Origin of the sequence: Bradyrhizobium yuanmingense, from assembly GCF_025200905.1 — a bacterium.
Taxonomy (GTDB): Bacteria; Pseudomonadota; Alphaproteobacteria; order Rhizobiales; family Xanthobacteraceae; genus Bradyrhizobium; species Bradyrhizobium yuanmingense.
Window position 1 is genome coordinate 7,685,968 of sequence record NZ_CP104173.1, and the last position, 12,471, is coordinate 7,698,438.

The 12,471-nt window shown below is 64.9% G+C and carries 13 protein-coding genes; 5 read left to right on the forward strand and 8 right to left on the reverse strand.

Annotated elements, in window-relative coordinates; all coding sequences use genetic code 11:
- Window positions 1-148: 148 nt before the first annotated feature.
- On the reverse strand, window positions 149-832 hold the full coding sequence (locus tag N2605_RS35655; RefSeq protein WP_193760611.1) for an RluA family pseudouridine synthase: 684 nt from the start codon (window positions 830-832) through the stop codon (window positions 149-151).
- Between the two features lie 74 nt (window positions 833-906).
- On the opposite strand from N2605_RS35655, the gene ftsY reads away from it, so the two are divergent.
- Window positions 907-1,851, forward strand: a complete 945-nt coding sequence (ftsY, locus tag N2605_RS35660; protein WP_036008849.1) for a signal recognition particle-docking protein FtsY — start codon at window positions 907-909, stop codon at window positions 1,849-1,851.
- A gap of 122 nt (window positions 1,852-1,973) precedes the next feature.
- Complete coding sequence (locus tag N2605_RS35665) at window positions 1,974-2,576, forward strand: septation protein A (protein WP_260345360.1); 603 nt, start codon at window positions 1,974-1,976, stop codon at window positions 2,574-2,576.
- A gap of 165 nt (window positions 2,577-2,741) precedes the next feature.
- Here N2605_RS35665 and N2605_RS35670 read toward each other — a convergent pair whose 3' ends face one another.
- The 5 genes from N2605_RS35670 to ccmA form a co-directional block, all read right to left on the reverse strand.
- Complete coding sequence (locus tag N2605_RS35670) at window positions 2,742-3,335, reverse strand: DsbE family thiol:disulfide interchange protein (protein WP_036008843.1); 594 nt, start codon at window positions 3,333-3,335, stop codon at window positions 2,742-2,744.
- On the reverse strand, window positions 3,332-3,517 hold the full coding sequence (ccmD, locus tag N2605_RS35675; protein WP_109141829.1) for a heme exporter protein CcmD: 186 nt from the start codon (window positions 3,515-3,517) through the stop codon (window positions 3,332-3,334). The genes N2605_RS35670 and ccmD overlap by 4 nt, the downstream gene beginning before the upstream one ends.
- Window positions 3,514-4,305 (reverse strand): heme ABC transporter permease, encoded by a 792-nt coding sequence (locus N2605_RS35680; protein WP_036008837.1) that lies wholly within the window; start codon window positions 4,303-4,305, stop codon window positions 3,514-3,516. The genes ccmD and N2605_RS35680 overlap by 4 nt, the downstream gene beginning before the upstream one ends.
- Window positions 4,306-4,396: 91 nt before the next feature.
- Window positions 4,397-5,065, reverse strand: coding sequence for a heme exporter protein CcmB (gene ccmB, locus N2605_RS35685; protein WP_225130742.1), 669 nt, complete (start codon window positions 5,063-5,065; stop codon window positions 4,397-4,399).
- A 127-nt stretch (window positions 5,066-5,192) separates the two neighbouring features.
- The gene (ccmA, locus tag N2605_RS35690; protein WP_225138545.1) at window positions 5,193-5,795 is read right to left on the reverse strand and encodes a heme ABC exporter ATP-binding protein CcmA; all 603 of its coding nucleotides are present in this window, start codon (window positions 5,793-5,795) and stop codon (window positions 5,193-5,195) included.
- A 241-nt stretch (window positions 5,796-6,036) separates the two neighbouring features.
- Here ccmA and acnA point away from each other — a divergent pair, with 241 nt between their 5' ends.
- The 3 genes from acnA (at window position 6,037) to N2605_RS35705 (ending at window position 10,667) form a co-directional block, all read left to right on the forward strand.
- Window positions 6,037-8,757, forward strand: a complete 2,721-nt coding sequence (acnA, locus tag N2605_RS35695; protein WP_036040732.1) for an aconitate hydratase AcnA — start codon at window positions 6,037-6,039, stop codon at window positions 8,755-8,757.
- A 231-nt stretch (window positions 8,758-8,988) separates the two neighbouring features.
- On the forward strand, window positions 8,989-9,765 hold the full coding sequence (locus tag N2605_RS35700; RefSeq protein ID WP_057026569.1) for a DUF1223 domain-containing protein: 777 nt from the start codon (window positions 8,989-8,991) through the stop codon (window positions 9,763-9,765).
- A gap of 530 nt (window positions 9,766-10,295) precedes the next feature.
- The gene (locus N2605_RS35705) at window positions 10,296-10,667 is read left to right on the forward strand and encodes a DUF2794 domain-containing protein (protein WP_036024594.1); all 372 of its coding nucleotides are present in this window, start codon (window positions 10,296-10,298) and stop codon (window positions 10,665-10,667) included.
- Between the two features lie 130 nt (window positions 10,668-10,797).
- Here the strand turns inward: N2605_RS35705 and N2605_RS35710 are convergent, their stop codons facing one another.
- Both N2605_RS35710 and N2605_RS35715 read right to left on the reverse strand, forming a co-directional pair.
- Window positions 10,798-11,328 (reverse strand): GNAT family N-acetyltransferase, encoded by a 531-nt coding sequence (locus tag N2605_RS35710; RefSeq protein WP_036008811.1) that lies wholly within the window; start codon window positions 11,326-11,328, stop codon window positions 10,798-10,800.
- Window positions 11,329-11,578: 250 nt separating this feature from the next.
- Window positions 11,579-12,370, reverse strand: a complete 792-nt coding sequence (locus tag N2605_RS35715; RefSeq protein WP_036008808.1) for a Bax inhibitor-1/YccA family protein — start codon at window positions 12,368-12,370, stop codon at window positions 11,579-11,581.
- Between the last annotated feature and the right edge of the window lie 101 nt (window positions 12,371-12,471).

Genomic DNA, 12,471 nt, shown 5'->3' on the forward strand with positions numbered 1-12,471 from the left:
AGCCGCTTCTCGACCGACCACCGCTCCTCATCCCGAGGAGCCCGCGAAGCGGGCGTCTTGAAGGATGGATACGACCGCGATGCGCCTGCGGGGCCTCTATGGTTCGAGACGGCGCTGACGCGCCTCCTCACCATGAGGGTCTAAGAGGCTACTCCCCCTTCCACCCGCAGGCCCGGAGCTTCTCGTGCATATGCGGCGGGGCCGGCGCCACCACGCGGACCGGCTCCTTGTTCCGGGAGATCGGCACCACGATCTCGCGCGAATGCAGGTGCAGGCGCGGCTCGCCGAAGCGCGGACCGTTGCCGTAAATGTTATCGCCGAAGATCGGCCAGCCGCTCGCGGCCGCATGCACCCGCAATTGATGGGTCCGGCCGGTCACCGGTTCCATGGCAAGCCAGGTGAAACCGTCGCCCCGGCCCATCACCTTCCAGTTCGTGATCGCCTTCTGCCCTTCCGGATCCGGCTTCTGCCACCAGCCGCGTTCGGCATTGAGCCGGCCGAGCGGCATGTCGATGGTGCCTTCGTCCTCGGCAGGGCCGCCTTCGACCACGGTCCAGTAGGTTTTGCCGATCTTGCCGTGCTTGAACAAAAGGCCCAGCGATGCCGTCGCCTTGCGGTGGCGGCCGAGCACGAGGCAGCCCGAGGTGTCCTTGTCCAGCCGGTGGGCCAGCACCGGCGGTCGCGGCAGGCCGAAACGCAGCGCGTCGAAGCAATCCTCCAGATTGGGGCCGCCCTTGGGGCCGCGATGCACCGGCAGGCCGGCAGGCTTGTCGATGACCAGCATCAGGCCGTCGCGATGGAGCACGCGGGCCAAGATCTCATCGGCGGTCATTTGGGGAACATCGAGCAATCGCAGGCTTTCGGTCAAGGCTTTCGTTTACGGGCCGGAACGGCTAACACGCCACCATGAACGATACCACCTCCGAGACCCCCAAGCTGAGCTGGTGGCGCCGCCTGTCCAATGGGCTGAAGCGCACCTCGTCCTCGCTTGGGACCGCGGTCGCCGACCTCGTCACCAAGCGCAAGCTCGACCGCGCCATGCTCGACGACATCGAGGACGTGCTGCTGCGCGCCGACCTCGGCACGTCGGTCGCGGTGCGCATTGCGGATGCCGTCGGCACGGGGCGCTACGACAAGGCGATCTCGGCGGACGAGGTCAAGGACGTCGTCGCGACCGAGGTCGAGAAGGTGCTGTCGCCGGTGGCAAAGCCGCTCGTGATCGATGCGGCAAAAAAGCCGTTCGTGATCCTCGTGGTCGGCGTCAACGGTTCCGGCAAGACCACCACGATCGGCAAGCTGTCGCAGAAATTCGCCTCCGAAGGCCGCAAGGTGATGCTGGCTGCCGGCGACACGTTTCGCGCCGCCGCCATCGAGCAGCTCAAGGTCTGGGGCGAGCGGACGAAGACGCCCGTCATCGCAGGCGCGCAGGGCTCGGATTCGGCGAGCCTTGCCTTCAACGCGCTCACCGCGGCGAAGGAGCAGAATGTCGACGTGCTGCTGATCGACACCGCCGGCCGCTTGCAGAACAAGGCCGAGCTGATGAACGAGCTCGAGAAGGTCGTGCGCGTGATCCGCAAGGTGGATGACACTGCGCCGCATGCCGTGCTGCTGGTGCTGGATGCGACCGTCGGCCAGAATGCGCTGTCGCAGGTCGAGGCCTTCCATCGCACCGCCGGGGTCACCGGCCTCGTGATGACCAAGCTCGACGGCACCGCGCGCGGCGGCATCCTGGTGGCGCTCGCGGAGAAGTTCAAGCTGCCGGTGCACTTCATCGGCGTCGGCGAAGGCGTCGACGATCTCGCGCCCTTCACCGCGCGCGACTTCGCCCGCGCCATCGCCGGAATCGAATAGCGTCATCCTTCGAGACGCCGCTTGCGCGGCTCCTCAGGATGAGGTCGTGCCACACATGAGGTCCTCATCCTGAGGAGACCGCGAAGCGGTCGTCTCGAAGGATGGGAGATACGGAAGAGAGAATGGACAAGACCCAGCCGCATCCGCTGTTCAAGCTCGCGACCGAGCTCGGTCCGCTGCTCGTGTTCTTCTTCGTCAACGCGAAGTTCAATCTGTTCGCGGCGACCGGCGCCTTCATGGTGGCCATCGCGGTCGCGATGGCCGCCTCTTACATCGTGACGCGCCACATCCCGATCATGGCGATCGTCACGGGGGTGATCGTGCTGGTGTTCGGCACGCTGACCCTGGTGCTGCACGACGAGACCTTCATCAAGCTCAAGCCGACCATCATCTACGGCCTGTTCGCCGCGATCCTCGGCGGTGGCCTGTTGTTCGGCCGCTCCTTCATCGCCGTGATGTTCGACCAGGTGTTCAACCTGACGCCGCGGGGCTGGCGCATCCTCACCTTGCGTTGGGCGCTGTTCTTCGCCGGAATGGCGGTGCTGAACGAGATCGTCTGGCGCACCCAGAGCACGGATTTCTGGGTGAATTTCAAGGTGTTCGGCGTCACCCCGATCACGATGATTTTCGCCATCGCCCAGATGCCGCTGACCAAGCGCTATCATCTCGCGCCGGTCTCGCTGGAGAGAAGCGAGGCCGAGGCGGGGGATGTGAGCAAGGGTTAGGCGAAGGACAGGCGAAGCGTCGCTCCACATACCGCTGTCATGCCCCGGCTTGACCGGGGCATCCAGTACGCCGCAGCTTCTCCGTATACGACTGGCGTCTCTGGAATACTGGATCGCCCGATCAAGTCGGGCGATGACAGTTGAGCGTGTGGTACGAGCGCGGCATCAGCTTCCTGCCTTCAGCGCCTTCTCCAGCTCCGGCATCAGCACGGCCTTGAGATTTTGCGGCGTGATCGGCCCGACCAGCTTGTAGACGATGGTGCCCTCGCGCCCGACGACGAAGGTCTCCGGCACGCCATAGACGCCCCATTCGATCGACGCGCGGCCGTTGGCGTCGACGCCGACGTGGCCGAACGGGTTGCCGTAGCGGCCGAGGAAGCGCCGCGCATTGTCGGCGGCGTCCTTGTAGTTGATGCCGACCAGCTGGAAGCGCTTGTCTTTTGCCATTTCGGTCAAAAGCGGCGCTTCGTCATGGCAGGGCACGCACCAGGACGCCCAGACGTTGACGAGGCTGACCTTGCCCTTGAACGCAGCCGGATCGAGTCCCGGCACCTGCGTGCCATTCTCTTGCAATCCTTGGAGCGGCGGCAGCACGGTTTGCGGTGCGGGCCGGCCGATCAGCGCGGACGGAATCCGCGAGGGATCGCCACTCCCGAGCCGGAACCAGAACAAAAGCGCTAGGCCGATGAAGACGATCAGCGGCAGCATCACCAGGAAGGTGCGGCGCTGCGGCGAAGCGGAGGCAGGCTGATCGCTCATCGCAGCTCCGTCGCGCTGCGGCCCGACCGGCGGGTGATGCCGCGCTGCTCCAGCTCGCGCAGGCGCTGCGTCTGGCTGCGATAATCGAGCATGACCCAGCCGATCAGGATCGCCACCACGAGGGCGACAGCTGCGTAAGACGCCACGATGAAAGAGGCATAAGGACCGAGCGACATCGTCATGCAGCCCCAGCTTCTTTGGACGCGTTGTCTTCACGCGAACCGGCGGCCATGTCGCTCGAAAACGCCATGCGGCTGGCCTGCATCATCTGCAGCGAGCGGACACGGCGGCGCAAAATCTCGTTGCGCATCGCGGCCAGGTGCAGCGTGACGAACAGCAGCGTGAAGGCGACCGCCATCACCAGCAGCGGAATCAGGAACGACTTGTCCAGCGCCGAGCCGCCCATGCGCATCACCGAGGCGGGCTGGTGCAGCGTGTTCCACCAATCGACCGAGAACTTGATGATCGGCAGGTTGATCGCGCCGACCAAGGTCAGCACCGCGGCGGCGCGCGCTGCACGCGAGGGATCGTCGACGGCGCGCCACAGCGCCATCAGGCCGAGATACATCAGGAACAGGATCAGCACCGAGGTCAGCCGCGCGTCCCACTCCCAATAGGTGCCCCACATCGGCCGGCCCCAGAGCGAGCCCGTGAGCAGCGCGAGGAAGGTGAAGGCGGCGCCGATCGGAGCTGCGGCCTTGGCGGCGACGTCGGCGAGCGGATGCCGCCACACCAGCGTGCCCAACGATGCGATGCTCATCACGCCCCACACGAACATCGACAGCCAGGCATTGGGCACGTGGATGAACATGATCTTGACGGTCGCGCCCTGCTGATAGTCATCGGGCGCGAGCGCAGCTTGATAGAGACCGATCGTGAGCAGGATGATTGTCGCGGCCGCCAGCCACGGCAACACCCGCGCTGTCAGCGCGAGGAACCGCGTGGGGTTGGCGAGGTCGATCAGCGTCATGGTATCCTGATAATCACCGGGGGCCGCTCAGGCAATCAGCACGAAAGCCCGTCGCGAAAGTTGATCCGGGTCAAGGTCCGTCGAGCCCATCTCAGTCGAGGCCATGCCGCAGGCTTGCTGCGGCCGCGAACGGGCCGATCACGAGGCTGACCAGCGACAGCGCGCACAGGATCGAAAACGGCGCGCCGAAGGTCATGGGACCGACGATCACCGCCTGCGAGGCCGCAACGCCGAAAATCAGCACGGGAATCGACAGCGGCAGCACCAGCACCGCCATCAACAGCCCGCCGCGATGCAGCGTCACCGCCAGCGCCGCGCCGATCATGCCGGTGAAGGTCAGCGCCGGAGTGCCCGCCAGCAGCGTCAGCGCCACCGCGGCCGTGGCGATCATGTCGAGGTTGAGCAACAGGCCGAGCACGGGGGTTGCGACAATCAGCGGCAGGCCGGCGGCGAGCCAATGCGCCAGCGCCTTGGCGGCGCAGGCGAGTTCCAGCGGCGTCCGGCTCATCGTGATCAGGTCGAGCGAGCCGTCCTCATGGTCGGCCATGAACAGCCGGTCGAGGGTCAGCAGGCTGGCTAGGAGGGCGCCGAGCCAGAGGATCGCAGGTCCCAGCCGCGACAGCAGCGCCAGATCCGGCCCGACCGCGAACGGCATCAGCACCACCACGGTCAGGAAGAACAAGACCCCGATCAGCGCTCCGCCGCCGACGCGAAGCGCAATCCTGATGTCCCGGCGGATGAGGGCGGTGAGGGCGGTCATGAGAGGCTTCCAGCTTCTGGGAACGCATCCGACAGCCACAGGCACACTGCGCTCCCTTCCCCCTTGTGGGGGGAGGGAATGGAGAGAGCCGATCCCGGCCGCTTGGAAAACTGAGGGTGCCTGAACTTCACGCCCCACCCCCGATCCGCAGCTCCCGCGATTCGATCCCGAGCGGGGCATGCGTCGCCGCGACGATCATGCCGCCGCCGGCCAGATGCTCGCGCATCAGGCCGGCGAACATGTCCTGACCGGCGACATCAAGCGCATTGGTCGGCTCGTCCAGGAGCCAGACCGGGCGGCGGACCGTCAGCAGCCGCGCGAGCGAGAGCCGGCGGCGCTGTCCCGCGGACAGGAATCCGGCAGGCAGATGGATGGCGTGGTCGAGCCCCACCTTGGCAAGGCTCTCGACGGCATCGAAAAGCTCGCCGCCGAGAAAATCAGCCCAAAACGTCAGGTTTTCGGCCACGCTCAGCGCCGGCTTCAGGGCATCGCGATGGCCGAGATAGTGGCACTGCTCCGCCAGGGTCAGCTCACTATGGCCCCCCTCCAGCGCAATCGTCCCGCCGGCCGGAACGAGCAGGCCTGCGATCAGCCGCAGCAGCGAGGTCTTGCCCGATCCATTGCGCCCCATCACCGCGACGGCCTCGCCCGACCCGGCCGCGAAATCGAGCCCGGCGAACACCTCGCGCCCGCCCCGCACGCATCTCAGCCCGTGACCTGACAGCCGCATGTCGCCTTGGTTCAGTCCGCTCACAGCCGGGCCTCAGGAAATCTTGGGGTAGCGCATGGGAATTTTTGGCTCGCGAATTGCTGCGGCACGATAGTGGCTGTGGCGGCGCGGTTAGAAAGCTTCTATAAGCCCGGAACTACTTGATGCAGCAACTCAACCTGCCCCTGCAAGCGGCCCAGCCTGATACGCTGACGGTGTTAAAATACCCTGCCGGGTATAACTAGCAATTGGGATCTCCTACATGACCTCGCTCGACAGCTTCAAATGCAAAAAGACTCTCAAGGTCGGCGCCAAGACCTATGTCTATTACAGCCTGCCCACCGCCGAGAAGAATGGTCTGAAGGGAATTTCGAAACTTCCCTACTCGATGAAGGTCCTGCTCGAGAATTTGCTGCGCAACGAGGACGGCCGCTCGGTCAAGAAGGAAGACATCGTCGCGGTGTCGAAATGGCTGCGCAAGAAGTCGCTGGAGCATGAGATCGCCTTCCGCCCGGCGCGGGTGCTGATGCAGGACTTCACCGGCGTACCCGCGGTGGTCGACCTCGCCGCGATGCGCAACGCGATGCAGAAGCTCGGCGGCGAGCCTGAGAAGATCAACCCCTTGGTGCCCGTCGATCTCGTCATCGACCATTCCGTGATCGTGAACTTCTTCGGCGACAACAAGGCTTTCGGCAAGAACGTCACCGAGGAATACAAGCAGAACCAGGAGCGCTACGAGTTCCTGAAGTGGGGCCAGAAGGCCTTCTCGAACTTCTCCGTCGTGCCGCCCGGCACCGGCATCTGCCATCAGGTCAACCTCGAATATCTGGCCCAGACGGTCTGGACCAAGAAGGAGAAGATGACCGTCGGCAAGAAGACCGGCACCTTCGAGGTGGCCTATCCCGATTCGCTGGTCGGCACCGATTCGCACACCACCATGGTCAACGGCCTTGCCGTGCTCGGCTGGGGCGTCGGCGGCATCGAGGCGGAAGCCTGCATGCTCGGCCAGCCGCTGTCGATGCTGCTGCCCAACGTCGTCGGCTTCAAGCTGAAGGGCGCGCTGAAGGAAGGCGTCACCGCGACCGACCTCGTGCTCACCGTGACGCAGATGCTGCGCAAGCTTGGCGTGGTCGGCAAGTTCGTCGAGTTCTTCGGCCCCGGCCTCGACCACCTCTCGGTCGCCGACAAGGCGACGATCGCCAACATGGCGCCCGAATACGGCGCGACCTGCGGCTTCTTCCCGGTCGATGCCGCCGCGCTCGATTATCTCAAGACCTCCGGCCGTGCCTCGGCCCGCGTCGCGCTGGTGCAGGCCTATGCCAAGGCGCAGGGCCTGTTCCGCACGGCCAAGTCGCCCGACCCCGTGTTCACGGAAACGCTGACCCTCGACCTCGGCGACGTCGTGCCGTCGATGGCCGGCCCGAAGCGTCCCGAAGGCCGCATCGCGCTGCCGACCGTCGCGGACGGCTTCTCGCTCGCGCTTGCCAGCGAGTACAAGAAGGCCGAGGAGCCGGCCAAGCGTTTCCCCGTCGACGGCAAGAACTTCGACATCGGCCATGGCGACGTCGTGATCGCTGCGATCACCTCCTGCACCAACACCTCGAACCCGAGCGTGCTCATCGGTGCCGGCCTGCTCGCGCGCAATGCGGCTGCGAAGGGCCTCAAGGCCAAGCCGTGGGTGAAGACCTCGCTCGCGCCGGGCAGCCAGGTGGTCGCGGAATATCTCGCCAATTCCGGTCTGCAGCCCGATCTCGACAAAGTCGGATTCAACCTGGTCGGCTTCGGCTGCACCACCTGCATCGGCAATTCCGGTCCGCTGCCTGAGGAGATCTCGAAGTCGATCAACGACAACGGCGTCGTCGCGGCCGCCGTGCTCTCCGGCAACCGCAACTTCGAAGGCCGCGTTTCGCCGGATGTGCAGGCGAACTACCTGGCCTCGCCGCCGCTGGTGGTCGCCTACGCGCTCGCGGGCAGCGTCACCAAGAACCTCGCCACCGAGCCGCTCGGCGAGGGCAAGGACGGCAAGCCGGTGTACCTGAAGGACATCTGGCCGACGACCAAGGAGATCAACGCCTTCATGAAGAAGTTCGTGACCGCGTCGATCTTCAAGAAGAAGTATGCCGACGTGTTCAAGGGCGACACCAACTGGCGCAAGATCAAGACAGTCGAGAGTGAGACCTATCGCTGGAACATGTCTTCGACCTATGTGCAGAACCCGCCCTACTTCGAAGGCATGAAGAAGGAGCCGGAGCCGGTCACCGACATCGTCGAGGCGCGCATCCTCGCCATGTTCGGCGACAAGATCACCACCGACCACATCTCGCCGGCCGGCTCGATCAAGCTCACCTCGCCCGCCGGCAAATATCTCAGCGAGCACCAGGTGCGTCCGGCCGACTTCAACCAGTACGGCACGCGTCGCGGCAACCATGAAGTGATGATGCGCGGCACCTTCGCCAACATCCGCATCAAGAACTTCATGCTGAAGGGCGCGGACGGAAACATCCCCGAGGGCGGCCTGACCAAGCACTGGCCCGACGGCGAGCAGATGTCGATCTACGACGCCGCGATGAAGTACCAGGAAGAGAAGGTGCCGCTGGTGGTGTTCGCCGGTGCCGAGTATGGCAACGGCTCCTCGCGCGACTGGGCCGCCAAGGGCACGCGCCTGCTCGGCGTGCGCGCCGTGATCTGCCAGAGCTTCGAGCGCATCCACCGCTCCAACCTGGTCGGCATGGGCGTGCTGCCGCTGACCTTCGAGGAAGGCACCTCCTGGCAGTCGCTTGGGCTGAAGGGCGACGAGAAGGTGACCATCCGCGGCCTCGTCGGCGACCTCAAGCCGCGCCAGAAGCTGACCGCGGAGATCGTCTCCGGCGACGGTTCGCTGCAGCGCGTTTCGCTGCTCTGCCGCATCGATACGCTGGACGAGCTCGACTACTACCGCAACGGCGGCATCCTGCACTACGTGCTGCGCAAGCTCGCGGCGTAAACGCGGATTTGTGAATGATGGCTCACTGCGAAGTGAGTAGAAGCCTTAACGAAGGCGGCCTATCAAAGGCCGCCTTCGCGCGTTTGCGGTACGCTTCAGATGGGCCCGCCCGGCGGAAAACCTCCCTTTGGACGGTGGCCCGGATGGATGAATGTACCGCGCCCCGTAAGACTACGGTGACCATCCGGCGATAAGATTTCCCCCTGAGAGCAACGGTGTGCGGCGTTCGACATGACGACAATGACGGCTTCCCATCTGATTCCACGTTGGTCCGGCGCCCTCTGGTCGGGAGCTCTCGGCATATGTGCGATCATCGCCGTCATTCGTCCTGCCGAAGCTGAACCCCGCGCCGTCGTCGAATTGTTCACCTCGCAGGGCTGCTCCTCCTGCCCGCCCGCCGACCAGATCATCGGCGATCTCTCCAAGGACCCCTCGGTCATCGCGCTGAGCATGCCGATCGATTATTGGGACTATCTCGGCTGGAAGGACACGCTGGCGGATTCGCGCTTCTCTGCACGGCAGCGTGCCTATTCGCGCATGCGCGGCGACCGCGAGGTCTACACGCCGCAGGTCGTGGTCAACGGCTCCACCCATGTCATCGGCAGCGATCGCACCGGCATCGAGAACGCGATCGGCAAGACCGACAAGGGCACTGGCGTGATGAGCGTGCCGGTGACGATGTCGCTCTCGGGCAAGCAGATCAACGTGTCGGTAGCCGCAAGCAAGGAGCCCACGGTCTCGCGCGGCGAGGTCTGGATCTGCTCGATCGCGAAGTCGGTGCCGATCGCGATCACCCGCGGCGAGAACAAGGGACAGCAGGTCACCTATCACAACGTGGTGCGCAGCCTGCTCAAGGTCGGCGACTGGACCGGCCGTCCGGAGAGCTGGACGGTGCCGATCGAGAACCTCACGCGCGACGGCGTCGACGGCGCGGTGGTCTACGTCCAGGACGGCAGCCGCGAGAGGCCGGGCCCGATGCTGGGTGCGGCCTACACGTCGCTGCATTGAAGCAGGCAGAACGTCTCAGCAATTGATGCTCGTCATTCCGGGGCGCGCCTCTTGGCGCGAACCCGGAATCCATTTCTCAGCTTGTGTGATGGTAAATGGATTCCGGGCTCGCGCTTCGCGCGCCCGGGAATGACGGCGGACCCGGAAGCATCTCGGCACAAACAAAAAAGGACCAACTTGCGTTGGCCCTCCTTGTCGTGCGTACAGACCCGATCCTGTTCGACCCCGGGGGGCTGGGGGCTGAGGAATCCGGAACCGAAAGGACCGGGTCAACGCACGTCACCCTTTTCGCAGTGCAGGGCGGCAGGCGGTTGGCGGAAAAGCGGCGATACTATGATTCCTGCTAACGATCCCGTGACGGTTTGCCGCGACGGAGTTCCACCCTTGCGTGTGCCCTGATGCGACGCCGATTCGATGGGTCGAGCCCCTTGCGATGCGGAACGGTTGGCGCAATCATGCAATTGTCACGAACGCGGTTCCGGGACGATCTTGGCGGACGCGGGTAGCCGTGCGATGAGGAGGCGCTTCCCATGAGTCTGACGTCGGAGGATGCCGACCCGAGCGAGCAGCGCGCGGCGGCGCGTCCTGCCGCGGCGCTTGCGCAGCCGAACCGGGTGACGTTCAACCGGCTCGAGCTGCACCGGATTCTCAATCTCTACGGCCGCATGGTCGCCGACGGCGAATGGCGCGACTATGCCATCGACTTCCTGAAGGACCGCGCCGTGTTCTCGGTCTATCGCCGCGCCTCGGAAGTGCCGATCTATCGCATCGAGAAGGACCCGCGCCTGGCGCGCAAACAGGGCATGTACAGCGTGATCTCGGCGACCGGCCTGATCCTGCGTCGCGGCCACGAGCTCGAGCGGGTGCTGCTGGTGATCGATCGCAAATTGGCGGTGGTTTAGCCGAACCATCGATCGTCATTCCGGGGCGCGACGAAGTCGCTAGCCCGGAATCCATCCCTCCCTCCACCGCCCCTGCCGTTCAATGGATTCCGGGTTCGATGCTGTGCATCGCCCCGGAATGACGGATGAACTACTTCCCCGGCACCGTGCTTGCGCCCTCGCCGAGGTCGCGCTGCATCATCACGGTGTCCAGCCAGCGGCCGAATTTCAGCCCGACACTGGGATGCGTGCCGATCATCTTGAAGCCGCACCTTGTGTGCACGCCGATCGACCCGGCATTGGCGGAATCGCCGATGACAGCGATCATCTGGCGAAAGCCGCGCGCTTCGCATTCGACGATCAGCCGTTCCAGCAGCATTGAGCCGACGCCGCGGCGGTGGAAGGACGGATCGAGATAGATCGAGTTCTCCACCGTGAAGCGATAGGCGGGCCGCGGCCGGTAGGCGCCGGCATAGGCATAGCCGGCCACGCGGCCGTCCAGCATGGCGACGAAATAGGGATAGCCGCCGTCGATCAGCGCGCGATAGCGGCGCGTCATTTCCGAGAGGTCGGGCGGCTCCAGCTCGAACGTCGCCGTGCCCTCGCGGACGGCCTGCTGGTAGATGGCGGTGACGGCGGGGAGGTCGGCCTCGGTGGTGGGCCTGATATCGGGTGCGGACATGGGGGAAGGATAGAGCGTTCCCTGAGGGGCCGGAAGAGGCTGCGCTGCCTCCACACCCGTCATTGCGAGCGCAGCGAAGCAATCCAGAAATGCATCTGCGGAGGGGCTCTGGATTGCGTCGTCGCATCGGCGCAAAATTGCTGCGCAATTTTGTCGCGAGCTCCTCGCAATGACGGGGAGAGGCCGTACCCTCCAAACAAAAACCCCGGCCTTTCGGCCGGGGTTCGTGTCCGTTCTCTCGTCTCAGAGCTTACTCGCGCTGGCCGAGGAGCTGCAGCAGCAGCGTGAACAGGTTGATGAAGTTCAGGTACAGCGACAGTGCGCCGGTGATGGCCGAACGCTCTGCGACGTCACCGCCGGCCGAGGCATAGCCGTAGATGTAGTCGTTCTTCAGCCGCTGGGTATCCCAGGCGGTCAGGCCCGAGAACACCAGCACGCCGACCACCGACACGATGAACTGCAGCATCGAGCTGGCCAGGAACAGGTTCACCAGGCTGGCGAGAACGATGCCGATCAGGCCCATGAACAGGAACGAGCCCATGCCGGTCAGGTCACGCTTGGTGGTGTAGCCGTAGAGGCTCAGCGCACCGAAGGTCGCCGCGGTGATGAAGAACACCCGCACGATCGAGGTGTGCGTGAACACCAGGAAGATCGACGACAGCGAGATGCCCATCAGCGCCGCGAACACCCAGAACAGGATCTGGGCGGTCGAGGGTGCCAGACGGTTGATGCCCGCCGAGATCACGAACACCATCGCGAGCGGCGCCAGGATGAACAGCCACTTCAGGGGGCTGACGAACATGGCGTAGCCGAACGGTGTCAGGAACACCTTGCCGACGCGGACGGCGTCCGCCGTCGGAACGTCGGTCACGGCGGCCATGTAGACGCCGAGCGCGGCAAGGCCGGTGATGGCCAGGCCAATGCTCATGTAGTTGTAGATGCGCAGCATATAGGCGCGCAGGCCGGCATCGACCGTCGCGGCGTCAACACGCCCGGCGGCCCTGCCGAAAGGAGAAGCGTAGTTACGGTCTAGGTCCGACATGGTCGAATTCCCGTTGGTTGGTCCGGTCCGGCACGAGGGTCGCCATGCCGCCGGTTCGTCAAATTCTATCTCGGAGACCGCTGCCAGCCGACTGAATTTTG

Coding starts and splice junctions, on each gene's coding strand:
- ccmA (WP_225138545.1), bottom strand. CDS start 5,795: ATGCGGCTGTCAGGTCACGGGCTGAGATGCGTGCGGGGCGGGCGCGAG.
- N2605_RS35715 (WP_036008808.1), bottom strand. CDS start 12,370: ATGTCGGACCTAGACCGTAACTACGCTTCTCCTTTCGGCAGGGCCGCC.
- acnA (WP_036040732.1), top strand. CDS start 6,037: ATGACCTCGCTCGACAGCTTCAAATGCAAAAAGACTCTCAAGGTCGGC.
- N2605_RS35700 (WP_057026569.1), top strand. CDS start 8,989: ATGACGACAATGACGGCTTCCCATCTGATTCCACGTTGGTCCGGCGCC.
- N2605_RS35710 (WP_036008811.1), bottom strand. CDS start 11,328: ATGTCCGCACCCGATATCAGGCCCACCACCGAGGCCGACCTCCCCGCC.
- ftsY (WP_036008849.1), top strand. CDS start 907: ATGAACGATACCACCTCCGAGACCCCCAAGCTGAGCTGGTGGCGCCGC.
- N2605_RS35680 (WP_036008837.1), bottom strand. CDS start 4,305: ATGACGCTGATCGACCTCGCCAACCCCACGCGGTTCCTCGCGCTGACA.
- ccmB (WP_225130742.1), bottom strand. CDS start 5,065: ATGACCGCCCTCACCGCCCTCATCCGCCGGGACATCAGGATTGCGCTT.
- N2605_RS35705 (WP_036024594.1), top strand. CDS start 10,296: ATGAGTCTGACGTCGGAGGATGCCGACCCGAGCGAGCAGCGCGCGGCG.
- ccmD (WP_109141829.1), bottom strand. CDS start 3,517: ATGACGATGTCGCTCGGTCCTTATGCCTCTTTCATCGTGGCGTCTTAC.
- N2605_RS35655 (WP_193760611.1), bottom strand. CDS start 832: ATGACCGCCGATGAGATCTTGGCCCGCGTGCTCCATCGCGACGGCCTG.
- N2605_RS35665 (WP_260345360.1), top strand. CDS start 1,974: ATGGACAAGACCCAGCCGCATCCGCTGTTCAAGCTCGCGACCGAGCTC.
- N2605_RS35670 (WP_036008843.1), bottom strand. CDS start 3,335: ATGAGCGATCAGCCTGCCTCCGCTTCGCCGCAGCGCCGCACCTTCCTG.